Genomic DNA, 23088 nt, shown 5'->3' with positions numbered 1-23088 from the left:
GCTATTCAAAGCGCCGTTGTGAAAGTGAATCCAGCCTTCACTTCACAGAGGTGTCCAAAGTGCGGGCTAGTTGAGAAGACCAACCGCCATCATGATACTCACGAATATTGGTGTGCCCAATGCCAGTATCGGTGTAACGATGATCGACTAGGCGCAATGAATATCTTGATACTTGGACAAGGCTGGTTGAACGGCGTCAAGCACCCAAAGATTAAGAAGCTAACAACTGCTGGGTAAACCTGGCAGTTAACGGGTAGCCGTCAATTACCCGATGATGTTGCCACTACGAGTAGGAGTGTCTTAATGGGCATGTTGGACTACTGTGTTGCCAGACACGTGAGCGACAAGCCGCTGAATTTATTCAGGGGCAATTGACTTTCATCGTAGAAAAAAGAGCTGTGACCAACAGTCGCAACTCTTCTCTATAGTCTATTTATGTGTCTCCAGATACTTCACAGCATCACCAAACGTTTCCACCGGAACCACCTTCATGTTCGGTGCAACCTTCTTCGCTGTGGCTTTAGCCAGCTGGTAGTTGGTCATGTGGTGCTCCTCATACTTGAGTAACAACTTAGATGGCTTCACGTATGGTGCAAAGAACACGGTCGCTCCAGCACGTTTTGCCGCGATGATCTTCTTATCGATACCACCGATCTCACCAACGTTGCCATCACCATCGACGGTCCCCGTTCCGGCAATCTTTTGCCCGTGACGTAGATTCTTCCCCGTCACCTGATTGTAGATCTGCAGGCTAAACATCAACCCACCAGACGGCCCGCCAATTTCGCCAGGATCGACGTTGACCTTCGGCTTAGCAGTCACCTTAACGTTGTCGGTCAAAATAATACCAATTCCGGCCTTCTTCGTTGGTAATCGCATCAGCTTGGCCGTCGCCTGACGGTCATGTCCATTACGCTGGTAAGTAATCGTCGTTCGCTTTCCAACACGCTGTTTTTGAATATAGCGTTGATAGCCGGTCATTGAGTTAAAGTGGTGACCATCGACCTTAGTGACCGTATCACCCACCTGAAGTTTCTTCGCAAATGGCGACTTGGCATCAACACTCAAAACGTAAATGCCCAAGTATTGGCGCTTAACCGGCTTATGGGCTGCCCGATAAGCGGTATAGATGGCTTCGTTAATGGCACTTTGCATGTAAAAATCCTGGACCCGGTCATAGGTAGCGTTGCTTTCGCCGCCCGTGACGCTATCCACGCTCTCAACGCTGTAGTACGAATTGAATTTGGCATACAAATACGTTGCTGGCCGCGCCTGAGACAACGCCACGGACGTAATCATAAACTTCCCTTGGTCCTGATCAGGGTGATTCTTGATCGACACGAACGTCTTTAAGTCGTTGGCTTCCCCTGGTCCCTCAATGTACTTCGGTAGCGGTAGAAAAAAGAAGGCTAAAATTGCGACCACAATCACGGCGGTTAATACGATTTCCCGCCAAGACCACTGGATCCATCTGCGCATGACTACCCCTCGCTTTCTAGCCGAGCAGTCAAGGCATGGGCGACCACTGGTGGCACGAGCTTCGTCAAATCACCGCCAAACCGGGCCACTTCCCGTAACAGACTGGAAGACACAAATTGGTATTGTGGGTCCGCCATCAAGCAAACCGTATCAATATTGGCATCTAAAGCCCGATTCATCCCCGCAATACCCTGTTCGTATTCAAAATCGACACTGTTACGTAGGCCCCGCACCAGCACGGTAGCGTGAATCTCTCGCATGAACGCCACGGTCAGCCCACTTTCAATCTGTACGCTCACATTAGGCAGTGTCGCCACACTAGCTTCAATAAAGGCCACTCGTTCTGCCGGTGAAAAGACCCCCTGCTTAGACGTGTTCTGACCAACGGCAATGACGAGTTGGTCAAACATCCGACTCGCCCGTGCAATTAGATCTAAATGTCCATTGGTTAAAGGATCAAAGCTTCCTGGAAACACTGCAATCGTCATGCTATTTCACTTCCTAATGCATAAATAGTTAATTCGGTAATCCCATAGTCCCGCCGTTCAATAAACGTAAATCCAGGAACCTCATCGGGGAGTTGAGCCTTTTGATCCGTTTCACAAACGATTCGCGCATCCGCAGCCAAAAGGTTTAATTCCCGCAGCTTGGTCATCTGATCGACGATTTTCTGTTGCGCGTAAGGCGGATCAAAGAAGACCAGGTCAAACTGATCCCCCCGTTGGGCCAATTCATCCAGTGCCCGATTGGCATCGCGCTTTAAAATGTCAAAGCGTTCTGGGGCCTTCGTGACGGCCACGTTGTCCTTAATCGTCTGAATCGCGGCATACTGCCGATCAATCAAGACAGCTTGATCAATGCCCCGCGAGACGGCCTCAATGCTGAGTCCACCGGAACCCGCAAATAAGTCCAGACTCCGGCCACCATCAAAGTACGGTCCAATAATATTAAAAAGTGCTTCCTTAACTTTATCCGTCGTTGGCCGCGTTGCCATTCCGGGAACCGCCTTTAACCGGCGGCCACCAAAATATCCCGCTACAATTCTCATTCGTCATCATCCTCTACTGCCGTTGTCGGGTTAACTTCCTCAGCAACCCCGTTGAACGTTTCACTAATTTCTGGGCGTTTTGACGCCACCACCCGCTTGACAAATCGTAAGTGACTCAACTGTTCTGTTAAGGCCGGAACGGCGTCACTGTTGACATACAAGACCACATACCGCATCTTCTTAGAAACGTACATCACGGTGCCGTAACGTTTCAGCTGCCGTGTCTGCTTCAAGCTATAGGTATACACGATCAAACTCTGTCGTGGTTGAATTTCAAATGCCATTCGCTGACCTCCTAATTTAATTCTATTTATCTAGCGTGTCGCCCGATAGTGTTTCTGCCGAGCGCTGATATTTAAGATGACTCCCATGACCAACGCCAGTGTCCAGGTACTGGACCCCCCATAACTGATAAACGGAAAGGTCACCCCGGTAATTGGCAGCATGCCTAAGACCCCACCCAAGTTAAATAGGGTCTGCACCGTCAAGTAAGTCGCCGCTCCGTAACAAATCAGCGACTGGTAAGCCGACCCGCTGCGGATACCGATGAGCACCGTGCGTACAATGATCAAGAAGAGTAATGTGATTACCGCCAACGCCGTAATCAGTCCTAATTCTTCCGCCAAAATCGCCATGATAAAGTCCGTGTTGGGTTCTGGCAAGTACCCAGTCTTTTGGATACTATTTCCCCAGCCGACCCCAAAGACGCCCCCGTTACTGAGAGCATAATAGGAATTGACCAGTTGTTGACCAACCGTCTGTGAGTGCTTAAACGGATTGATAAAGGCCACAATTCGCTGTAGTTGATAGACGTTCTTCGCAAACCCCATCTCGGACACCTTGACCACCAGGGGGAAGATAACCGCCACCACTAGTAAGAAGGCCCCACCGAAGAAGGCCACCGCGCGATGCCAGTTAAAGCCACTTGCCAAGAGCATGACAAAGACGATGGCCGCATTGATCGTGGATCCCCCTAAGTCGGGTTGTAAGAAAATCAAAAACACGATCCCAAAACAGATGAGGACTGGTCGTAGCATCGTGGCCCACCAGCCGTCTTCCATGAGCTCATCTTGTCGCTGGTCAATCGCATTTGCCAGCCAAACAATAAGATAGAACTTAACAAATTCCGCAGGTTGAATCCCAATCGGTCCCAAACGGAACCACCCAGCGGCCCCATTAATGGTCTGCCCCCGGACCAGCAGGAGCAATAAGGCTGCCAAGGCTAAATACCCAGCATATTTTAAGATTGTTTTGTCACGTAACTTATTCAAGTTCATTTTGAACATGAAGGTCACAATGATCATTCCCAGTAGCACGTAAATGGCCTGCTTAATCAGATAACTACCGGGACTCCCCCCATTTTGACTTCCAATATCGGCACTAGCCGAGTACACCATAACAATTCCAAAGAGGCTGAGTACCAAGTACGGTACCAATAGCCAGTAATCTAAATATTTTAACTTTTGCATACGTTTCAGTCGCCCCAAGCCTACCGCGTTAACGGCGATAATCGAATGTTTATATTATAGCATAGCTCCCCAGCAATTTTCGGACAAAAAAACCGGCAGGACACGTGGTTAACCCACTTATCCTACCGGTAAAGATTCATTTAAAATTTAGAATTACTTCCGCGCAGCGGTCTTCCGCTTCTTGGCAGCCTTTTCCCGTTCGCTCGTGTTCAGAATTTGCTTCCGCAGACGAACATGGTCTGGCGTGATTTCACAGTATTCATCTTCGTTGATGAATTCAAGTGATTCTTCCAGAGACATCTTCAATGGCGTCTTAACCTTAGCAATATCTTCAGAACCAGCGGCACGGACGTTGGTTTGGTTACGACCACGCGTGATGTTGACAGAAATGTCGTTATCACGGCTGTTTTGGCCGATAATCATCCCTTCGTAGACTTCAGTCCCAGCTTCGGTAAAGATCGTCCCACGGTCTTGAACGGCCATGATGGCATACGTGGTTACCTTACCAGAGTTGATGGAAACCAAAGTTCCGTTGTGACGACCAGGGTTCCAGTTCTTGATAACTGGGAGGTACTTAGAGAACGTGTGGTTCATGATCCCGTACCCACGAGTCAAGGACAAGAATTCAGTTGAGTAACCAATCAACCCACGTGATGGGGCCAAGAAGGTCAAACGAGTTTGACCGTTACCAACGGCCTCCATGTTCTTCATTTCACCCTTCCGTTGAGAAAGCGTGTCAATGATTGAACCGGTGTATTCGTCAGGCGTATCGATCTGAACAGATTCGAATGGTTCGCAACGAACGTTATCGATTGTTCTGTAGATAACTTCTGGACGAGAAGCTTGCAATTCGTAACCTTCACGACGCATCGTTTCAATCAAGATGGACAAGTGAAGTTCACCACGACCGGAAACGACCCAAGCACCAGGATTATCAGTGTCGTCAACCCGTAAGGAAACATCGGTATGAAGTTCACGCTTCAACCGTTCTTCGATTTGACGAGACGTTACAAACTTACCTTCACGACCAGCAAATGGAGAGTCGTTGGTCCGGAAAGTCATTTGCAACGTAGGTTCGTCGATTCGCAGAACTGGTAGTGGTTCCAACGTGTCAGGGGCAACAACCGTTTCCCCAACGTTGATTTCTTCCATCCCAGAAACGGCGATCAAGTCCCCAGCCTTGGCTTCCTTGATTTCCAAACGCTTCAAACCGAAGAAACCAAATAACTTGGTAACCCGGAAGTTTTGCTTGGAACCGTCAAGCTTCATAACAGTAACGCTGTCGCCGACTTTGATCTTACCCCGGAAAATCCGGCCGATCCCAATCCGACCAACGAAATCGTTGTAGTCCAGCATGGCAACTTGGAATTGTAAAGGTTCGTCAGTGTTGTCAATTGGTGCTGGAATGTGCTTAACGATGGTGTCAAAGATTGGCTTCATCGTGTGATCCTGCGTGTCGAGTTCTGGCTCGTAGCTAGAAGTCCCGTTCATAGCAGAAGCGTAGACTACTGGGAAGTCCAATTGGTCTTCGTCAGCACCTAATTCGATAAAGAGGTCTAAGACTTCGTCAACAACTTCGCTAGGGCGTGCGCCTTCACGGTCAACCTTGTTGATCACAACGATTGGCGTTAAGTGTTGGTCTAAGGCTTTCTTCAAAACGAAACGGGTCTGAGGCATTGTCCCTTCGTAGGCGTCGACAACTAACAAAACGCCGTCAACCATGCGCATGATCCGTTCAACTTCACCACCGAAGTCGGCGTGTCCTGGGGTATCCAAGATGTTAATTTGCTTGTCACCGTACCGCACAGCGGTGTTCTTGGACAAGATCGTGATGCCCCGTTCCTTTTCGATAGCGTTTGTATCCATGGCACGGTCCTCGATTGACGCGTGCTCATCCAACGTATCGGATTGTTTTAACATTTCGTTAACTAGGGTCGTCTTCCCGTGGTCAACGTGGGCAATGATGGCAATGTTGCGGATATCATCTCTGATTTTCAAGTGTATTTCTTCCTTTCGTGCTTGGTGAAATTAGATGGATCACGGCATGCTTACCTCAGTAAGTACGCTTATTGTAGCTTTTCTAGCTGGTAAAGTCCATCCGTACCAGCCAGCCGCATAAAAAAACTGTGACAGGTGTCACAGTGAGACGTCATCTTCTTCAATTTGGAGAATATCACGTTGCGCTTTTTCCGTCGCTACTAGTACAAGGTTAGATGATAGCATATTCAGCGGCTGGCCGTCAATAGTTGAGACCCGAACACCCAAGGTATTCAGCAAAACTTGTCCCGCGGCGAAGTCCCATGGCTTGAGGTGTGAAATGTAACCAAGGGTCTTTCCCCGCATCACATTGATCATTTCGATCCCAGCACTCCCATAGATTCTCATCCCCGCGCTGGCATGGATAATGGCCTGCATGTGGGCCACATCATGGATGACTAACGGCCCGCTTGCACCAATCAGGCCGTCACGTAAGGCCAAATTAGCCGGTGCCGCGATGAGCTCTTGATTGGCCCAAACACCATCTAATTGAGGACCACCGTGATATAAGGCGTCGTTCATTACATCATAGACATAACCTAATTGCCCAACGCCATCCTGATAGATGCCGATCATAATCGCAAAGTTATCTTGTTGTTTAACAAAATTCATGGTCCCATCAATGGGGTCAACGATCCAGACCCGGCCCTTAACATCCGTCAGGTGATCGCCAAAGCCTTCCTCACCCAACACTTTAGCCTCAGGGTCGATCCGTCGAATACCGGTAATCAAAAACTGTTCATTTCCCTTATCGACGTTAGTGACCAGATCCTTACGTCCCGTCTTCTCATCGACGGTCAACGGTGCCTGCATCTTCTCTAGCACCCGTTGTCGCGCTTCTTTCAATAGTGCCGTAACCTCTTGATTCAACTGTTGCCAATCCAAACTCATGACCTTGTCGTCCCCTTCATCTTGACCTGACCAGCTTGTTGCCGTGCCTGCTTCATCGTCCGGTAAATACTGTAGCCAGAAACCGCCTCGAATTCCTGATCAATATTTTTTTCCTCAAACTTCTGGGGCACGATTTCCTGAAATTTTCGATAAGCAGCGACCAAATCTACCGCCGCCACACCCTGTGACCGCTCATAAGCCGCTTCAATCTGCTGATAAAAGGTGGTGACCGTCACAATTTCCGCTGTCGACCAATCTGCTCGCAATGGGTATGCATAGTCTTCTTCTGCCATCACTATTTTCCCTCCGTTTGTTGATTTTCAATCGCTTGAATCGTAGTTCGCAACTCTGCCGTTTGAGCCGCATAATCCTGCTGCTCATCTTCCGATAAGGCTAACGGCATGAGATCCTTGACCCCTGTCTTAGCCACCAACACCGGTGCGGCCGCCGCAAACCCGAGTTCTTCGGGATAAACGTGGGTCACCGACGCAATAACGGGTTGATTATCCATGGCCGCTTGGAGCAAGTGAATCAACGCCAAGAAGCGCAACGTCACCTGCTGTTCCCCCGCCTCACGGGCCAGCCAAGTTCCCATCTTAGACAGATCATCCGCACTAAATTTAGCGTCCGCATTTGCCAAATACATCAGCAGGGGCGTCGGTCCAATATACGTCCGGCTCCAAGCCACGATCGGCGCACTGGCTGCTCCCACCACGGTCGCTTGAACTGCCGAATGCCCCACGTGTAACCGTTCCGCTAGCCGGGCCGTTATCAGGCGAGCCAGTGGATAGGTGCCTAGTCCCCAAATCTGTTGTCGCGGAAAGCCAGAAAACTTCCAGGCAAAATACGTCAAAATTTCGTCCTGACGACCACAGAAAATCAGCTGACCACCGAACCCATTTTCAACGATTCGATTCATCAAGAGCCGAAGATCCGCGACCTGCTCATTGGCCGGTGTTTCCGCCGAATCTCGATCCAAAACGACCAGCCAAGTTGCCTGCCCATAATCCGCCGTTGTCCCCACTCGAATCGTCAATCGGGGACACAATGCACTCGCAACCACTAAAGGTTGATAACGAGGCGTGTCATCAGTCGTGTTCGGCATAATCACACAATCAAGTGGCAAATCCGCTACCAGCAATTGTTGAAGTAGTTGATTTGCCTGATCAAAGTTTCCCTGAATCAGTAACGTTGGCATCATGATGACCTCCTCTTTCAAGCTAAAGCCCATTTTATCCGCACCAAGTTGCCAGTCACCGCCCCATTAAGAGCCCCCTCAGCCACTGGCAATCGTGCTGAATTACCACGTCATATCCGCGTGCGTCGTACTCTTCAATCCCACACGAATACCGTCATAGCTCCATTATAAGTGAACGGTTGGGGATAGCAAGCCGTAACCGTTATCTTTAAGGTTCTGTTCGGGACTAAGCAGCGTGTTTCGTTCGCCTTACCGGCCGCCAGAAAGACACTCGGCCGTGATGATCCTAATCATCGGTAACAATTAATCTGGACGCCTTTGAAGACACGCGAATTTGACTGCAAAGCAAGCGAGAAGATCAGCGACTATTCAATCGGTAGCGTCCGCACAACCATCAAATTTTGGACCCCGCCGCAGCGCCGTCAACTAGCCCCCCTTTTCGTTCCAAACAAAAAGGACCTCCGCAAGCGGAGATCCTTTTCAAGTTCAACAGTCGCTTTAGATATGCGTTGGGAAGCCCATTGCAATGTCCGCAGTTTCTTGGATTGGTTCGTTTAACGTTGGGTGTGGGTGAATGGTCAAAGCAACGTCTTCAACGTTCAAACCGTCGTTAACGATGATTGAGAGTTCACCAGCCATGGTGCTGGCTTCAGGGCCAACCGCTTCGGCACCCACGATGTTCTTGTTGTCGTCATCCGTGTAGATGAACCGAACAAACCCATCAGGAGCATCCAATGAAACGGCCCGAGCGTTCCCAGCAAATGGGAACTTCGCAGTCTTGACCTTGATCCCCTTGTCCTTGGCAGCAGCCTCACTGTACCCAACCGTTGCGATTTCAGGATCGGAGAAGCAAACAGCTGGAACACTCAACCAGTCATTAGCCGTCTTCTTACCAGAGATAGCACCAGCCGCAGTCTTAGCTTCAGCAAAGGCCTTGTGAGCCAATGCAGCACCAGGAACAACGTCACCAACTGCCCAGATATGTTCTGAAGCAGTCCGACCTTGGTTATCGACTTCGATTTGACCATGGTCGTTCAACTTAACCTTGGTGTATTCCAAGCCTAAGTCATCGGTGTTTGGCCGACGACCAACGGTGACCATGCAGTAGTCAGCCTTGATCGTGGATTCCTTACCATCAACGGCGTAAGTGACACTAACACTCTTGTCGTCTTGGGTAGAACCCTTAGCCATCGCGTTGGTGATGACATCAACGCCCTTCTTCTTCAACTTCTTCAAGACAACGGAAACCATGTCTTTTTCGAAGTTAGGCAGAATTGACTTCGTTCCTTCGATGATTGTCACGTGAGCGCCTAAACTAGCGTATGCACCAGCTAATTCGGTCCCAACGTAACCCCCACCAATCACAACGAATTCTTTAGGAATTTCAGGTAAGTTCAAGCCACCAGTAGAATCGATGACCCGGCCATCAAATTTGAAGCCAGGGATTTCGATTGGGTGAGACCCGGATGCAATAATAATGTTATTGTATTCGAAAGTCTGACCGGTATCGGTGGACATGAATTGCTTTTCGCCCGTAGGCATTACCCGTAATTGGGTGTCGCTTAAGAAGACAGCTTCCCCGTTAACCACGTCAACGTGGTGCTTCTTCATCAGCATCTTAACGCCGCTGGTCATACGATCAACAACCTTAGTCTGCTTCCAGTCTTGCGTCTTCTTAAAGTCAATAACGGCTGATTCCGTAGAAATTCCGTAAGTCGAACCGTCTTTGGCTTGTTCCAACCGGTGACCCGCTTGAATTAAGGCCTTAGAAGGAACACAGCCAACGTTTAAGCAGACACCACCAAGCGTATCGGATTTTTCGACTAAAGTGACCTTTTGGCCTAATTCAGAAGCCCGAATTGCGGCAACGTAGCCGCCGGGTCCGGCACCGATGATGACGGTGTCCTTTTTTTCAACATCTGCCATATTTTTCCTACCCTTCCATTAACAGTAATTCTGGATCATGAAGCAATGCCTTGAACTTGTTCAAAACATTTTGAGCTAAGGCGCCATCGATCAAACGGTGGTCGTAACTCAAGGAAATCTTCAACATCCGGCCAACAACAATGTCGCCATCATCGTTCACGTAAGGTGCCTTTTCGATCCGACCAACACCTAAGATAGCAACTTCAGGTTGGTTGATAACTGGTGTGAACCAGCCACCACCAATTGAGCCGACGTTACTGATGGTGATTGAACCACCAGCCATGGAAGCAGGACTCAACTTCTTGTCGTAAGCAGCTTGGGTGTTGTCACTAATTTCCTTAGCGATTTCAAACATACCCTTGGAATCAGCAGCCTTGATGTTTGGTACGTAAAGACCATCATCAGTGTTGGTAGCGATACCAATGTTGTAGTAGTGCTTGTAAACAATTTCCTGAGTCGTGTCATCAATAGATGCGTTCAATTCAGGGAATTCCTTCATAACGGCAACCAAAGCCTTAACCATGTAAGGCAAGAAGGTCAAGTGAATGCCCTTGTCAGCGGCAGCCTGCTTGTACTTCTTCCGGTTAGCCATCAAAGCAGAAACTTCAACTTCATCAAATGAGGTAACATGTGGGGCAATGTCTTTGGAAGTCCGCATGCTCTTGGCAATGATCTTCCGCATAGCTGACATTGGTTCACGTGTTTCCAGATCTGGTTGGTCAGACTTCCAAGGCTTGATAGCTTGGCCAGTAGTGGCTTTGCCTTCGGTAGCGGCAGCAGCTGGAGCAGCGGCTGCGGCAGGTGCAGCGGCACCATTAAAGTTGTCGATGTCTGCCTTCAAGATTTGACCATGGTTCCCAGTTGGGGCAACCAAAGTAATGTCAACGCCCTTGTCCCGTGCGTATTGACGAACGGAAGGCATTGCCAAAACTAACTTATTCGGGTCAGAAGCAGCTGGAACACCAGTAGGTGCAGCGGCTGGAGCTGGCGCAGGTGCGGCAGCAGGTGCTGGGGCAGCAGCTGGTTCTGGAGCGGCTTCTTCAGCCGGAGCAGCAGCTTCATCCCCACCTTTACCTAAGTCAGGTGGTGTGTCTGAACCGTCATCAATCACAATCAGTGGGTCGCCAATCTCAACGGTGTCCCCTTCTTGTGCAACAATTTGTGAAATAGTGCCATCAACTGGTGATGGTAATTCCGAAACAGACTTATCGTTTTGGATTTCGACTAACGTGTCGTCTTCCTTAACAGTGTCTCCTTCTTTAACAAGCCATGAAGAAATTTCACCTTCGGCCATTCCTTCACCAAGCTCAGGGAGTTTGAACGTATAAGCCATGGGAAAACTTCCTTTCTTTCATCTAATGCAGGATGTCTCCCACATCGTTTTTTATCGTTTAATTTAGATTTAAAATTTAATAGTTAACGATTTCGCGTGCCTTGGCTTCAATGTCATCGGCATTTGGAATCCAATCATTTTCAGCTTGGGCAAATGGGTAAACGCTATCTGGTGCAGCTACCCGGCCGATTGGGGCGTCCAAGGACATGATCTTTTCTTCAGCAATGTCAGAAGCCACAACGGCACCGACACCAGCCATCCGCTGTGCTTCTTGAACGATAACAACCTTGTGGGTCTTATCAACAGAAGCAAAGACAGTGTCCGTGTCAATTGGTGACAAGGAACGCAAGTCAATGACTTCAGCAGAGATGTTGTCCTTTGCCAAAGCATCAGCGGCAGCTAAGGATTCGTTAACTTCAGCACTGTATGCAACAATTGTAAGATCAGTACCTTCACGAACAACCTTGGCAGTGTCTAACGGAACCGTGTACTTTTCATCTGGAACTTCATCCTTCATTGAACGGTAAAGTTTCAAGTTTTCCATGAACAGAACCGGATCGTCGCTTTCAACAGCGGAGATAACCAAGCCCTTAGCATCGTATGGGTTAGCAGGTGTTACGACCCGCAGACCTGGGGTGCTAACGAAGTAGTTTTCCAAGTTGTCGGCATGCATTTCAGCGGTATGTGTCCCACCACCAAATGGTGTCCGTACCGTAACAGGGAAGTTCTTTTGGCCACCGAAACGGTAGTGATCACGAGCCAATTGCCCAACAATCCCATCCATTGCTTCGAACGTAAAGCCCATGAATTGGATTTCAGGAATTGGACGCCAGCCAGTTAAGGATAAACCAATAGCTAATCCAAGAATCCCAGATTCAGCTAATGGCGTATCGAAAACCCGGTCTTCACCGTACTTGTCTTGTAAATCAACAGTTGTCCGGAACACACCACCGTTTTTACCAACGTCTTCACCGAAGATCAACGTCTTAGGATCGTCTTTCAAAACCTGATCCAGACCAGAAGTGATCGCTTTGATATACGTCATTTTAGCCATGATTACTTCGACTCCTTTGCTTCGAATTCTGCAATTTGCTTCTTAACAGCTGGAGTAGGCACATTGTAAGTCCACTTCAAGAAGTCAGAAACCTTTTGTGCAGGTGCTGCTTCAGCTTCCTTCATTGCTTCCTTAAATTCGTCTTTGTATTCGTCGACTAACTTATCTTCTTGATCTTGTGACCAAACGCCCTTGTCAGTTAAGACCTTCCGCATACGAATCAGTGGATCAGCATCGAACCAAGGCTTAGTTTCTTCATCGGTCCGGTAACGAGAAGGATCATCACCAGCAGAGGAGTGAGCACCATAACGGTAAGTCAATGTTTCAATGACGACTGGACCATTTCCGGCTGCGGCAAATTCACGAGCTGCTTCAGAAACTTCGTGAACGGCCACGATATCCATCCCGTCAACTTGGACGGAAGGAACACCCATGGCAACGGCCTTTTGTGCCAACGTTTCAGCTGCGGTTTGCTTGTAACGTGGTACGGAAATTGCCCAACCATTGTTTTGAACGAAGAAGACAGCTGGTGCTTGGAAGGCACTGGCAAAGTTGACCCCTTCGTACCAGTCACCCTGTGATGTCCCACCATCACCGGTGTAAACGAAGGCAACGCGGTCTTCATCGCCGTTCTTCTTAATCCCTAAAGCAACACCGGCGGTTTCAACGTATTGCGCGCCAATGATGATTTGTGGGAATAACATGTTTGGATTTTCATGTTGATTGCCTTCAACATGACCTTTGGACCATAAGAAACCTTTTGCAACGGTAGTCCCGTGTTGAATCATTTGTGGCAAATCACGGTAAGCTGGGAGTAAGAAGTCTTGTTGCTTAAATGCAGTAACACTTCCCATTTCACTGGCTTCCTCACCGGCAGTTGGAGCATAGAAACCGAGGCGACCCTGACGGGAGAAGTTCATTGTTTGTTCGTGTAACGTACGCTCCCAAACCATTTTCTTCATGAAGTCAACAAGTTGGTCATCTGAATATTTTGCCAACGTGTCTGGATCAACGACCTTGCCTTCACGATCGATGACTTGAACCGGGTGCTTATATGGGTCAGCCATCGTAGCTTTGATCTTGGCAAAGTCTACAATCTGTTTGCTTCCATTAGCCATAAGTAACACTTTCCTTTCACTTGATATGAAATTGTTAACTAGAGTGAGTTAACGTTGCGTTTCCTGACTACGTTTATAAAGTACCATTTTTTCAGAATCCATGCAAGCCCTTTCATGTGGACAGATAAAGGGATTAGGCCAAATCCCTACGGCGCGTTGTGATTTTTTAGTTTCCACTTTTTTTGAAAATAGAAACCGTTTTCTTTTCATTTCATTTCTCTTAGTGGGTATGTTAAAATGAATGGTAACTAACAATATTTTTGCGGAGGTAATGCTTTTGTTTCTCATGAAAGATATTGTCCGCGACGGTGATCCCGTCTTACGACAAGAAGCAGCAGACGTGACTTTCCCTCTCTCAGAGGAAGATCAACAGCTCGCTAAAGACTTAATGGAATACTTGGTGGTCTCTCAGGACCCCGAACAATGTAAGAAATACGGTTTACGGGCCGGTGTTGGCTTAGCCGCACCACAAGTTGGCGTCTCCAAGAAGATGGCCTCCGTCTTGGTCCCACCGACCGAAAAAGATGGCAAATCACCCTTTACTGACGTCATCATCAACCCAGTCATCGTCTCTGAATCCGTTCAGGAAGGCGCTTTGACTGAAGGTGAAGGTTGTCTGTCCGTTGACAAAGATGTGCCCGGCTTCGTGCCCCGTCACGATCGCATCACCTTACGCTACTATGATGTGAACGGTGAAAAACACCAGTTACGCCTAAAGAACTATCCGGCCATCGTTTGCCAACACGAAATCGATCACTTACACGGAATGCTCTTCTACGATCACATCAACAATGATCAGCCGTTTACACGTGACGATGACATGATTATGATCGAGTAATTTATGTCTCAGCCATGCGCAACTGACGCCGTTATTTTCAAGTGGCTTACATCAGTAGTAGGTAAGTAAACTTCCCTACCGTTTAGCTAACGGTCGCTGATCTGAGTGGTTTTGGGACCGGGCTTGCGTAAGTTTTCACCTGAACCGCCAGTCCTCTGGCAAAAAAATAGGCACCGTAACCAAATCCCCTAGGGATAGTTGATTACGGTGCCTATTTTCAAGGGTAGAACTCTTTTCATTCCGCAAAGATAAACTTGTTTCTTCCATATATAGTGCATCATTTCACAGCAGGATCATTTAACTTCTTGAGGTCTTTTAAGTATTCAACCGTTGACTCATTCATCAAGTTCGCCACGTCAACGTGCAGGTGCCCCTCGTAGACCCAAATATCGCTGACCACAAAAGCCGGACCCGCGACTACCGCCTTAACTTGATGATCCGCACTAAAACTAGCGAGGGCTTCATTAAAGGCTGCTTCAATTTCAGGCAGTCGCCGTTCCGTGTCAATACCGCTGGGCATGGTATACTCAAAGGCCATGACCCCGCGGCCCCACACATCAGCGACCGTTTCCGTTGGCTGTAGCACACATTCGTCTTCTGATAAGACATCGTTATTCACTAGACGCTGTAGGGCTGCCTTCACTGCTACGTCCGTGTCATCCTCCGCCGAACGCCGCACCATTCGGGTCGCCCGCTGGACAATCATGCGGCGAATCATTTCATAAATAATAAAGGCAATGATGATGCCAATAATGACTTCTACAATTAGAGCCATGGCGTCTCCTCCGTTCACTTCACGCTAGTTTAATCATAGCATGTTTTGCCGTCTAGGGGTACTTCTATACAAGTGGCTGAAATTATGCTAAAATTGTGCTAATTGTTGTGTAAGCAACCCGCAGTTCGGCAGGACATAAATAATTCGCTGTTCGCTCACGATTAGCGAGTTAAATCGTTTAAAATTAAAAGGAGTTTTGTCTGTGATTTACAAAGTCTATTACCAAAATGATAAAAAGCGGAATCCTAAGCGCGAGGATACGCATTCACTTTACCTGGAAGCCCCAACAGAAGTTGAAGCTCGGGCATTAGTGGAAGCTCATACGGAACACAATATCGAATTCATCGAAGCCATCGAGGGTAAGACCTTGGCTTACGAACAAGAGAATCCGAATTACAAATTAACGGAGTTCAATGAATGAACAAGTTAAACGTCAAAAATAACGAAGCCGCTATCTTTGGCGTGGGTGGACTTGGTGAAATCGGGAAAAACACTTACGGTATTCAATTTCAGGATGAAATTATCCTGATCGATGCCGGAATTAAGTTTCCCGAAGACGAGTTACTCGGGATCGACTATGTCATTCCGGATTATCAGTACCTCGTTGAAAATCAAGCCAAAATCAAGGCGCTTGTGATTACCCACGGCCACGAAGATCATATTGGCGGTATTCCTTATTTATTAAAGGCGCTCAACGTCCCTGTTTACGCAGGACCGCTCGCCTTGGCACTGATCAAGAACAAGCTTGAAGAACACGGATTACTTAAATCGACTGAACTACACACAATTGACGATGACACTGTGCTCAAATTTCGGAAGATGAGTGTCACCTTCTTCCGGACCACCCACTCGATTCCTGATACTTTAGGTGTCGCAGTTCATACCCCGGTCGGAACGATCGTGGAAACGGGAGACTATAAGTTCGACTTAACTCCCGTGACGAACCAGCCGCCTGATCTACAAAAGATGGCACGACTGGGTGAAGAAGGCGTGCTGTGCTTGATGTCTGATAGCACGAACGCTGAACGACCAATCTGGACCAAGTCGGAAAAGTGGGTCGGTAAATCGATTCGACGGATTTTTGACCAAGTTGAAGGTCGGGTTATCTTTGCCACCTTCGCTTCCAATATCTCGCGGATCGAAACGGCCTGTGAAACGGCGCTGGCTCACGGACGGAAGATTGCCGTCTTTGGTCGGTCCATGGAAGCTGCCATCGTTAACGGTCGGGAATTAGGTTACCTCAACATTCCCGATGACGCGTTAGTTGACGCCAACGCCATTCGTTCCCTCCCTGCTGAGAAAGTCATGATTCTATGTACTGGCTCACAAGGTGAACCGATGGCTGCTCTATCACGCATTGCGAACGGTACCCACCGGCAAATCTCCATTCAACCCGGTGATACGGTCGTCTTCTCTAGCAACCCGATCCCTGGGAACACCATTTCGGTCAACCGGGTCATCAACGAACTGGAAGAAGCCGGCGCCAACGTTATCCATGGTAAGGTCAACAATATCCATACATCTGGTCATGGTGGTCAAGAAGAACAAAAGTTAATGCTGCGACTGATGCAGCCCAAGTTCTTTATGCCTATCCACGGTGAGTACCGGATGTTGAAGATCCATACGGAACTCGCAGAACAATGTGGTGTGCCGTTGGATCACAGCTTTATCCTGCAAAACGGGGATGTTCTGGCCTTAACTCAGGACTCCGCTCGTGTTGCGGGCCACTTCACCGCTGGAGACGTCTACATTGACGGTTCCGGTATCGGTGATATTGGGAATGTCGTTTTGCGTGACCGGCAACTCTTGTCCGAAGAAGGACTCGTCGTTGTCGTCGCCACCATCGACTTGAAGAACCAGGAGATCAAAGCGGGTCCCGACCTGCTTTCACGTGGATTTGTCTACATGCGCGAATCTGGCGAACTTCTCAATGAAGGTCGCCGCCGCGTCTTCCAGACCATTCGGCGGGCGATGCGCAATCCAAAGGCTACCGAAGCCTCGATTCGCAACGCCGTCATCGACGATCTGCAAAACTTCCTGTTTGAAAAGACGGAACGTCACCCAATGATTTTACCAATGTTTATTATGACCAAGTAAGTTGGTCGAAAGAGTCTGAGCCTTGTGCTTGGGCTCTTTTTGTCGTTCTCAGGTCGCACTGCAGCTGCCAGGGATTACGCCTTCTGTGGGGACGCTTCAAACTGAGGAACGGTCCTCGCGCTGGCTCCATCCCTGGCCTTCTCCGGCTTAGACCTTTTTTCTCGCGTTATACGTTAAACGCCTAAATAGTTTGATCTTCCAACTCGATTGCTACCAAGCTTCATTATCAGTTGTCTTTTTAGCACAAAGTAATTAACCTATCTTCAATTGGCCATTGAACGATTCCCCCATACAACCAGAGTACAGAAACTCTACGTATATTTCGCCCTAATTTTGCATAATTTCTTACGACCAGCGAAAGTTCTGCCGGAATCACTAGGCACCACTAGAGTTTTCGTTTATAATGAAAAGGATTAAATTTTGAGAGGAGCAGTACGGTGAGTGTCCAGTTCTATATCATTCTAAACGAGCACGCAGGAAGTGGCCACGCCGGTACACTGTGGCCAGAAATCAAAGAGCAGCTCGATGCCGCCCAGGTCTCCTACCAGCTAGCAATTTCGGAATATCCGAATCATGCCATCCTTTTAAGCGAACAATTTGCCAAACGAATCCCGGATACCCCCCACCAAGACTGGGTCGTTCTAGCCGTGGGTGGTGATGGCACGCTGCACGAGGCCATTAATGGTCTCACGCAGCTGCCACGCCAGTACCCCATTCCGGTGACCTACTTACCAATTGGCTCCGGTAACGACTTCGCGCGGGGTGCCGGGATGGCCCTGAAGTGGGAGGATGCACTGAAACAAATTATTCAGTGTACCCACGCGACCGACTACGACATCGGCAGTTATGACGAGACCATCAAGCAGGAACGCGGTGTTTTCACCAACAACTTAGGGATCGGTTTTGATGCCGCAATCATTTCACAGGCCAATCAATCGAAGGCCAAGGTCTGGCTCAACAAGCACCACATGGGCTCCTTGTCCTATTTAGCGTCGGCACTTGATGTTTATTATAACCAAACAGGCTTTACCCTCACCGTTCACGTGGGCAACCAACGGGATATCTATCCCAACGCCTTTCTCGTGACCACGACCAACCATCCCTACTTTGGCGGTGGTGTTGGGATCGCCCCCGGGGCAACGATCACTGATCATAAGTTACACCTAGTTGTGATTGAAAAGCCCAATTTCTTTAAATTGCTTTGGTTAGCTCTACGCTTAATATTTAAGCGTCATTTAACGTCTAAGGCCGTTCATTACTATCAGGCCACACAGGTCCACCTAACCGTCCCAGCCATCGAATACGGGCAGTTAGACGGCGAAGAAATGGGTGGCCGGTTCTTTGACGTTTACGTTGGCGTCAAATCCTACCCTTTCTGGTTCGATATCACCATTTAGCCAATAAAAAAGCCTCACCGTTAGTTTTAGCGGTGGGGCTTTTGCTTGTGGTCAAAACCACTTGCAGGTTATTTTAGTCTTCTGAAGCATCCATTGCTTCCAGAATCATGTCGAGCTGAGCGCACTTATTGGATAAGTCGTTCATTTCTTTGCCGTAGCGCGGTTCGATCTGCACTGTCTCCGAGCTCCACTGAACGCTCTCAGATTCCTTCCGTTTTAACGTGGCCAACTGTGAATTAGCCTGCCGATACTCTTCCAGAATCTCCATACGATTACTCACCTTTTTGACAACTCCTTTAACAAGAAAATTTAATTATGCTGACTCGTCTCTAAATGACTACGAGAAATCATAACACTTGCTATCGGATTTGTTAACGATTATCTTAACATTTTTCAGCAGATTGCCAAAAATGGTCAGAAAAGCGGATTCATGTCACTTGACTTATTTCACAGTTCCTGCAAAGGAAGGCATAAAGTATTGGCTGATCGATTCAACTTCGACATTTTGACCTGGCGTTGGTGCGGCAACGTACTGACCATTACCAATGTAGATGGCGTCATGATACGTCGCACCCTTAGAACCCCAGAATAAGATGTCCCCTGGCTTAGCGGACGCAACAGAATGAGCCGATACCCGTGCTTCTTGCGAAACCGTGTTGTGTGGCAAGCTGATTCCCATTGCGTGTTGGTAAACGTAGGCCACTAACCCAGAGCAATCCATCCCACTGAGAGATGAGCCGCCCCAAACGTAAGGAATATTCGCCGAAGCCAGCTTCAATGCCAGACTAGTTACGGATCCCGTGGTCAAATTACTGTTCGTGGTTGCCTTGGCGGTGCTGCTACTGGTAGCAGCCGTTGCCGAAGATGCGGTCGAACTATTGCTAGTCGTCTGTTGACTCGACTGAGCCGCCTTCTTAACGGCTGATTGCGTCGTCGTGCGAATGCGCTTCGTCTTCTTTGCCTTGGTCGTTGCCGTGGCACCAGCACTGGCTTGGCTAACGGTCGAGCTCTGTGAACTAGAAGCTACGGATTGACTCGTCGTTGCGCCCTGAGCTGTCCCTTGACTGCTGGTACTGCTCGTTGCTTGGGTCTGTGACTGACTGGTAACGCTAGCCGCCCGGGTCACACGCTTCTTTTGTACGGCCTTTGTGGCAGTAGCCCGAGACGTTGGTGTTGCGGTCGTAGAACTAGTCTTAGCAACGGAACTGCTACTCTGCGTTGGCGTTGTCACTGATTGACTAGTTGAGCTAACTGGTGCTTGGCTCTTCTGCGTCCGACTAGTTGCAACGCTGCTGGTTGATTGCCGCTTAGCTGAGTTGCTCTGTACCGCACTGCTCTGGACTGATGAGCTACTTACGGCACTACTACTGGTCTTGCTTTGCGCACTGACCTGACTCGTCTTAGTTGCGGGCTGACTAGCAACCGAACTGCTGGTTGAAGAATTGGCAGTTTGGCTAGCCGTCGACGTGCTGGTCGAGGAGGTCTGCGGCGTAGTGCTTTGACTTGCTGAACTAGTTGCAGCTGGCGTCTGGTCACTTTCACTAGACTTAGATGACGTCTGTGACGTAGCGCTGGCACTCGTTTTCTGACTACCAGTAGCTGCTGAACTCGAGGTTGCTGCGGCCGTCTGTTGCTTTTGCTTGCTGGCTGCGGCTTGTTGTTCAGCAACGATTTGGGCCTGAACGGCATTGGCCTTTTGCGTCGTTTGCCGCCGGGAACTTGGCGTCGTCGTCTGACTAGCAGTGTCGTCCTTAATGGCACTGGCTTGTGGAATCTCTAATTTTTGACCAACACTTAACATGTCGCCAGTTAGGGAATTAGCCTTTTGTAATTGGGCAACCGTCAAATGATACGTCTGTGCTAAATCCCATAACGTATCGCCAGATTTAACCGAATATGTCTGCGTTGTCTTAGCTGACTTTACTTGAAGTCGTTGACCAACAAAAATTAAGTCGGTCTTTGCGTCAATCGAATTCTGCTGTTCTAAATCTTGGATAGAAACGCCGGTTTGCTGTGAAAGACCCCAAACGGTGTCCCCCTGCTTAACTTGAATGGTATCAGCATTAGCGGTCAGGGATGCTCCAGCTGCTAAAGCACCAATGGCCCCAACGACGCCAACAACTGCTTTGGTTTTTCGTTGTCCTGTACTCATTTTCACCAACACGTCCTTTTATGACTTAAGATTTTCAAACTCATCACGGAACGCGCATCGCTCTCTAACCCAAGCGCTAGTCACGTTCGTTCACAGTAAATACGAATCACAAACTAATCTTACCACACGTTTTCCCAGTTTCTTGTGAAATATTAAGGAATTGTTAACAGAATTTTGGCTTTGAATGTATGTTCCCCTTAAGCGTTTTCAAAATTTAAACCGTCTCTGTAACCTGATTATACCGGTAATTTTCGCTTATTATCTAGCGAACTATTGTTCTATGTAAGATTCAATCAAAACCGGTGCAGGTGACGTATATTTATCCACCTTTTCCAATGTGTAAGCAGTTGTACGATACAAGATATTATTGAAAACGCTTTTTGTATTTTACAATCGTCCAGCCCGCCATTTTGCTTGTGAAATCGAAAAAAGAGCACAAAAAAACGGGAGAAATCTCCCGTTACTTTGTTATTTCAACGTTCTTACTCGTTCTTAGCCGAGTAAGCCCTTAAAGAAACTGACAATTTTATTCCAGATTTGCACAATGAAGTTCTCAGCCTTCTTCGCATCCGCACTGTTGGCAAAATCTTTCACGCTAGCCATTTTATCCCCAATACTATTGGCGAGGTTATTGGCTACGTTAGTCACATTCGTCACGTACGTCTTACTGGTTGAAACCGGTGCTTGCTGAACCTTGCTGAGGGCAATTGAAATGTTGTTGATCTGAGTAGAACTGGTCTTCCCATCGATGCCCTGCTTAGCTAAGGCTTTCTGCAGCATAGCCTCAATATCCGCCTTGGTTGCCAAATCATTACCGTCTTGACGTTGCTTGGCCAGGTCTGAGGAAACCGACCCCACGGCAGACATTAGCTTACCGGGATACTTACTGTCATCATTGTTAGCATCAATGGCCGGTTGCGTCGCATCCAAGACACTGTTAGCCGCTTGCGTGTTTTCCGAGTTTAACGTTAACCCATCCGCCGCCAACGCCTTGTAGACACCGGTCAAAGCAGATTCCCCGGAAACGGTCTTGTCGGCCGTTACCGTGATGATGACATCCTTGACCCCCGCCATCGTTGCGACCATGGCGTATTGTTGGGCGGTCACTTCAGTAATATTATTATTTCCATTGTATTTGGCAATGTTGACCTTAACCCCGGTTCCAGGATCCGCCGGTGCCAACGCCACCGAACTGATCATACTGGCGTCACTGGTCCCAGCCGAATTCAAATACGTCGCGTAATCATTCCCAGTTGCCGTTAAGGACGTGTAATTCGATTTCACACCCAGTGCCGAAGAAACCGTATCTTTATCCTCACTGGCTAGACCGGCCCCATAGACCACGTAGGCCTTGGAAAGTGCCTTAGTCTGAACGGTACTGCCACTAGTTGCGGAACTACTGGTGCTCCCGGTATCCGTGGTGTCAGCAGCAGCGGATACCGCGCGACCGCCAAGGGTAATTGCTAAAGTAACGGCAACGACCCCGAGCAAAATTTGCTTTAATTTCATGGTTATCCCTCTCTTTTCGCTTTCATTGATACTGCTCCCATAAAGCAGTATAGCATGTCCCTAGTCCGCGGATGGAGATTGACCATGACCTTACAAAATTCTTCAACTTCCGTTTATTGCCAGAACCGCCGGGCCCCCACATATTCTGGCGCTAATTTACCAGTCAGTGGCGCCAACTGAACAGGCGCTCCCGGCTTCGGCGCATGGAGCATCTTCCCGCTGCCAGCGTAGATTCCCACGTGATGGATCTCACCGGTCCCGTGTTCGCGAGCAAAGAAGACGAGGTCCCCAGCAGCTAAGTCCTCTGGCGCAACCGGGTAGCCGTTGGCAAATTGGTCCTGGGCATCCCGAGGAATGTAGTAGTCTAAGGCCCGATGCAAGGCGTAGATAAAGCCCGAACAGTCAAACCCTTGTGGTGTAACGCCACCCCAAAGATAAGGGGTACCGATGAACTGTTCGCCCAGTGCCAATAATCGGTCGCCATCATCGGCACCCGTCACACCTAATTTAGCTGCATCGGCAGCGATCCACCCCTTGCCCAGAGGCGTAACGACTTGAATCCAGTCGCTATCCTGACCAGTCGTTGTCAGCAACGTGCCCAATGGCAAGGTCGTCACGGGTTGTCGGTCGTCGTTTAACAGCGTCGTCTCGGCATGAACCAACCGAACCGTGGTCGTGGGATAGGCCAACTCTTCGTCGGTCGTCGTCAACTGCGATCGAGTAGGAGGTAGCCGATTATTTCGGCTACCGACCTCTCACACCACCGT

The 23088-nt window shown here is 48.7% G+C and carries 23 protein-coding genes; 5 read left to right on the top strand and 18 right to left on the bottom strand.

Going from position 1 to position 23088, the window contains the following annotated elements; all coding sequences use genetic code 11:
- The coding region (locus FC99_RS14240; protein ID WP_235805910.1) for a transposase at nt 1–237 on the top strand (237 nt) is incomplete at its 5' end.
- 192 nt (nt 238–429) lie between these two features.
- Here FC99_RS14240 and FC99_RS10710 read toward each other — a convergent pair.
- From FC99_RS10710 to pdhA, 13 genes are all read right to left on the bottom strand, one after another.
- Nucleotides 430–1479, bottom strand: coding sequence for a SepM family pheromone-processing serine protease (locus tag FC99_RS10710; RefSeq protein ID WP_048735860.1), 1050 nt, complete (start codon nt 1477–1479; stop codon nt 430–432).
- A gap of 2 nt (nt 1480–1481) precedes the next feature.
- The gene (gene coaD, locus FC99_RS10705; protein ID WP_048735859.1) at nt 1482–1967 is read right to left on the bottom strand and encodes a pantetheine-phosphate adenylyltransferase; all 486 of its coding nucleotides are present in this window, start codon (nt 1965–1967) and stop codon (nt 1482–1484) included.
- On the bottom strand, nt 1964–2527 hold the full coding sequence (rsmD, locus tag FC99_RS10700; RefSeq protein WP_048735858.1) for a 16S rRNA (guanine(966)-N(2))-methyltransferase RsmD: 564 nt from the start codon (nt 2525–2527) through the stop codon (nt 1964–1966). Before rsmD ends, coaD begins: the two co-directional genes overlap by 4 nt.
- Nucleotides 2524–2811 (bottom strand): YlbG family protein, encoded by a 288-nt coding sequence (locus tag FC99_RS10695; RefSeq protein WP_048735857.1) that lies wholly within the window; start codon nt 2809–2811, stop codon nt 2524–2526. Before FC99_RS10695 ends, rsmD begins: the two co-directional genes overlap by 4 nt.
- A gap of 30 nt (nt 2812–2841) precedes the next feature.
- Nucleotides 2842–3996, bottom strand: a complete 1155-nt coding sequence (locus FC99_RS10690) for an FtsW/RodA/SpoVE family cell cycle protein (RefSeq protein WP_048735856.1) — start codon at nt 3994–3996, stop codon at nt 2842–2844.
- Between the two features lie 153 nt (nt 3997–4149).
- Nucleotides 4150–5994, bottom strand: coding sequence for a translational GTPase TypA (gene typA / locus FC99_RS10685; protein WP_048735855.1), 1845 nt, complete (start codon nt 5992–5994; stop codon nt 4150–4152).
- A 138-nt stretch (nt 5995–6132) separates the two neighbouring features.
- Nucleotides 6133–6924: an inositol monophosphatase family protein gene (locus tag FC99_RS10680; protein ID WP_048735854.1), complete on the bottom strand. Its 792-nt coding sequence runs from the start codon at nt 6922–6924 to the stop codon at nt 6133–6135.
- A complete protein-coding gene (locus tag FC99_RS10675) occupies nt 6921–7217 on the bottom strand; it encodes a UPF0223 family protein (RefSeq protein ID WP_048735853.1) in 297 nt (98 codons plus the stop codon). The genes FC99_RS10680 and FC99_RS10675 overlap by 4 nt, the downstream gene beginning before the upstream one ends.
- Before the next feature lie 2 nt (nt 7218–7219).
- Nucleotides 7220–8125: a Rossmann-fold NAD(P)-binding domain-containing protein gene (locus FC99_RS10670; protein WP_048735852.1), complete on the bottom strand. Its 906-nt coding sequence runs from the start codon at nt 8123–8125 to the stop codon at nt 7220–7222.
- 495 nt (nt 8126–8620) lie between these two features.
- Nucleotides 8621–10048: a dihydrolipoyl dehydrogenase gene (lpdA, locus tag FC99_RS10665; protein ID WP_048735851.1), complete on the bottom strand. Its 1428-nt coding sequence runs from the start codon at nt 10046–10048 to the stop codon at nt 8621–8623.
- A 7-nt stretch (nt 10049–10055) separates the two neighbouring features.
- Nucleotides 10056–11381, bottom strand: a complete 1326-nt coding sequence (locus tag FC99_RS10660) for a 2-oxo acid dehydrogenase subunit E2 (RefSeq protein ID WP_048735850.1) — start codon at nt 11379–11381, stop codon at nt 10056–10058.
- Nucleotides 11382–11457: 76 nt separating this feature from the next.
- Nucleotides 11458–12435: an alpha-ketoacid dehydrogenase subunit beta gene (locus FC99_RS10655; RefSeq protein ID WP_048735849.1), complete on the bottom strand. Its 978-nt coding sequence runs from the start codon at nt 12433–12435 to the stop codon at nt 11458–11460.
- A gap of 2 nt (nt 12436–12437) precedes the next feature.
- A complete protein-coding gene (pdhA, locus tag FC99_RS10650; protein WP_048735848.1) occupies nt 12438–13553 on the bottom strand; it encodes a pyruvate dehydrogenase (acetyl-transferring) E1 component subunit alpha in 1116 nt (371 codons plus the stop codon).
- A gap of 277 nt (nt 13554–13830) precedes the next feature.
- Here pdhA and def point away from each other — a divergent pair, with 277 nt between their 5' ends.
- Nucleotides 13831–14391, top strand: coding sequence for a peptide deformylase (gene def / locus FC99_RS10645; RefSeq protein ID WP_048735847.1), 561 nt, complete (start codon nt 13831–13833; stop codon nt 14389–14391).
- A 277-nt stretch (nt 14392–14668) separates the two neighbouring features.
- On the opposite strand, the gene FC99_RS10640 is transcribed toward def, so the two are convergent.
- On the bottom strand, nt 14669–15166 hold the full coding sequence (locus tag FC99_RS10640; protein WP_048735846.1) for a hypothetical protein: 498 nt from the start codon (nt 15164–15166) through the stop codon (nt 14669–14671).
- 202 nt (nt 15167–15368) lie between these two features.
- On the opposite strand from FC99_RS10640, the gene FC99_RS10635 reads away from it, so the two are divergent.
- From FC99_RS10635 to FC99_RS10625, 3 genes are all read left to right on the top strand, one after another.
- Entirely contained in the window at nt 15369–15587 is a 219-nt protein-coding gene (locus tag FC99_RS10635) for a DNA-directed RNA polymerase subunit epsilon (protein WP_048735845.1), read from the top strand.
- A complete protein-coding gene (rnjA, locus tag FC99_RS10630) occupies nt 15584–17263 on the top strand; it encodes a ribonuclease J1 (RefSeq protein WP_048735844.1) in 1680 nt (559 codons plus the stop codon). The genes FC99_RS10635 and rnjA overlap by 4 nt, the downstream gene beginning before the upstream one ends.
- Nucleotides 17264–17700: 437 nt before the next feature.
- Nucleotides 17701–18660 carry a diacylglycerol/lipid kinase family protein gene (locus tag FC99_RS10625; protein WP_048735843.1) on the top strand — a complete coding sequence of 320 codons (960 nt, stop codon included), beginning with the start codon at nt 17701–17703 and terminating at the stop codon, nt 18658–18660.
- A gap of 73 nt (nt 18661–18733) precedes the next feature.
- Here the strand turns inward: FC99_RS10625 and FC99_RS10620 are convergent, their stop codons facing one another.
- From FC99_RS10620 to FC99_RS10605, 4 genes are all read right to left on the bottom strand, one after another.
- Complete coding sequence (locus FC99_RS10620; protein WP_048735842.1) at nt 18734–18940, bottom strand: hypothetical protein; 207 nt, start codon at nt 18938–18940, stop codon at nt 18734–18736.
- Between the two features lie 162 nt (nt 18941–19102).
- Nucleotides 19103–20812 carry a LysM peptidoglycan-binding domain-containing protein gene (locus tag FC99_RS10615; protein WP_053083560.1) on the bottom strand — a complete coding sequence of 570 codons (1710 nt, stop codon included), beginning with the start codon at nt 20810–20812 and terminating at the stop codon, nt 19103–19105.
- Nucleotides 20813–21304: 492 nt separating this feature from the next.
- Nucleotides 21305–22321, bottom strand: a complete 1017-nt coding sequence (locus tag FC99_RS10610; RefSeq protein ID WP_048735841.1) for a DUF1002 domain-containing protein — start codon at nt 22319–22321, stop codon at nt 21305–21307.
- A gap of 113 nt (nt 22322–22434) precedes the next feature.
- Nucleotides 22435–23031, bottom strand: coding sequence for a C40 family peptidase (locus FC99_RS10605; RefSeq protein WP_082153284.1), 597 nt, complete (start codon nt 23029–23031; stop codon nt 22435–22437).
- Nucleotides 23032–23088: the final 57 nt, after the last annotated feature.

It is taken from the genome of Levilactobacillus koreensis JCM 16448 (genome assembly GCF_001435525.1).
Taxonomy (GTDB): Bacteria; Bacillota; Bacilli; order Lactobacillales; family Lactobacillaceae; genus Levilactobacillus; species Levilactobacillus koreensis.
This window is presented reverse-complemented; position numbering and strand designations above follow the sequence as displayed.

Excerpts from the sequence above, each read along its gene's own strand:
- FC99_RS10660 (WP_048735850.1), bottom strand. The coding sequence starts at position 11,381 with ATGGCTTATACGTTCAAACTCCCTGAGCTTGGTGAAGGAATGGCCGAA.
- lpdA (WP_048735851.1), bottom strand. The coding sequence starts at position 10,048 with ATGGCAGATGTTGAAAAAAAGGACACCGTCATCATCGGTGCCGGACCC.
- pdhA (WP_048735848.1), bottom strand. The coding sequence starts at position 13,553 with ATGGCTAATGGAAGCAAACAGATTGTAGACTTTGCCAAGATCAAAGCT.
- FC99_RS10615 (WP_053083560.1), bottom strand. The coding sequence starts at position 20,812 with ATGAGTACAGGACAACGAAAAACCAAAGCAGTTGTTGGCGTCGTTGGG.
- FC99_RS10680 (WP_048735854.1), bottom strand. The coding sequence starts at position 6,924 with ATGAGTTTGGATTGGCAACAGTTGAATCAAGAGGTTACGGCACTATTG.
- FC99_RS10610 (WP_048735841.1), bottom strand. The coding sequence starts at position 22,321 with ATGAAATTAAAGCAAATTTTGCTCGGGGTCGTTGCCGTTACTTTAGCA.
- FC99_RS10710 (WP_048735860.1), bottom strand. The coding sequence starts at position 1,479 with ATGCGCAGATGGATCCAGTGGTCTTGGCGGGAAATCGTATTAACCGCC.
- FC99_RS10670 (WP_048735852.1), bottom strand. The coding sequence starts at position 8,125 with ATGATGCCAACGTTACTGATTCAGGGAAACTTTGATCAGGCAAATCAA.
- FC99_RS10675 (WP_048735853.1), bottom strand. The coding sequence starts at position 7,217 with ATGGCAGAAGAAGACTATGCATACCCATTGCGAGCAGATTGGTCGACA.
- FC99_RS10695 (WP_048735857.1), bottom strand. The coding sequence starts at position 2,811 with ATGGCATTTGAAATTCAACCACGACAGAGTTTGATCGTGTATACCTAT.
- rnjA (WP_048735844.1), top strand. The coding sequence starts at position 15,584 with ATGAACAAGTTAAACGTCAAAAATAACGAAGCCGCTATCTTTGGCGTG.
- coaD (WP_048735859.1), bottom strand. The coding sequence starts at position 1,967 with ATGACGATTGCAGTGTTTCCAGGAAGCTTTGATCCTTTAACCAATGGA.
- FC99_RS10690 (WP_048735856.1), bottom strand. The coding sequence starts at position 3,996 with ATGCAAAAGTTAAAATATTTAGATTACTGGCTATTGGTACCGTACTTG.
- rsmD (WP_048735858.1), bottom strand. The coding sequence starts at position 2,527 with ATGAGAATTGTAGCGGGATATTTTGGTGGCCGCCGGTTAAAGGCGGTT.
- FC99_RS10655 (WP_048735849.1), bottom strand. The coding sequence starts at position 12,435 with ATGGCTAAAATGACGTATATCAAAGCGATCACTTCTGGTCTGGATCAG.
- FC99_RS10640 (WP_048735846.1), bottom strand. The coding sequence starts at position 15,166 with ATGGCTCTAATTGTAGAAGTCATTATTGGCATCATCATTGCCTTTATT.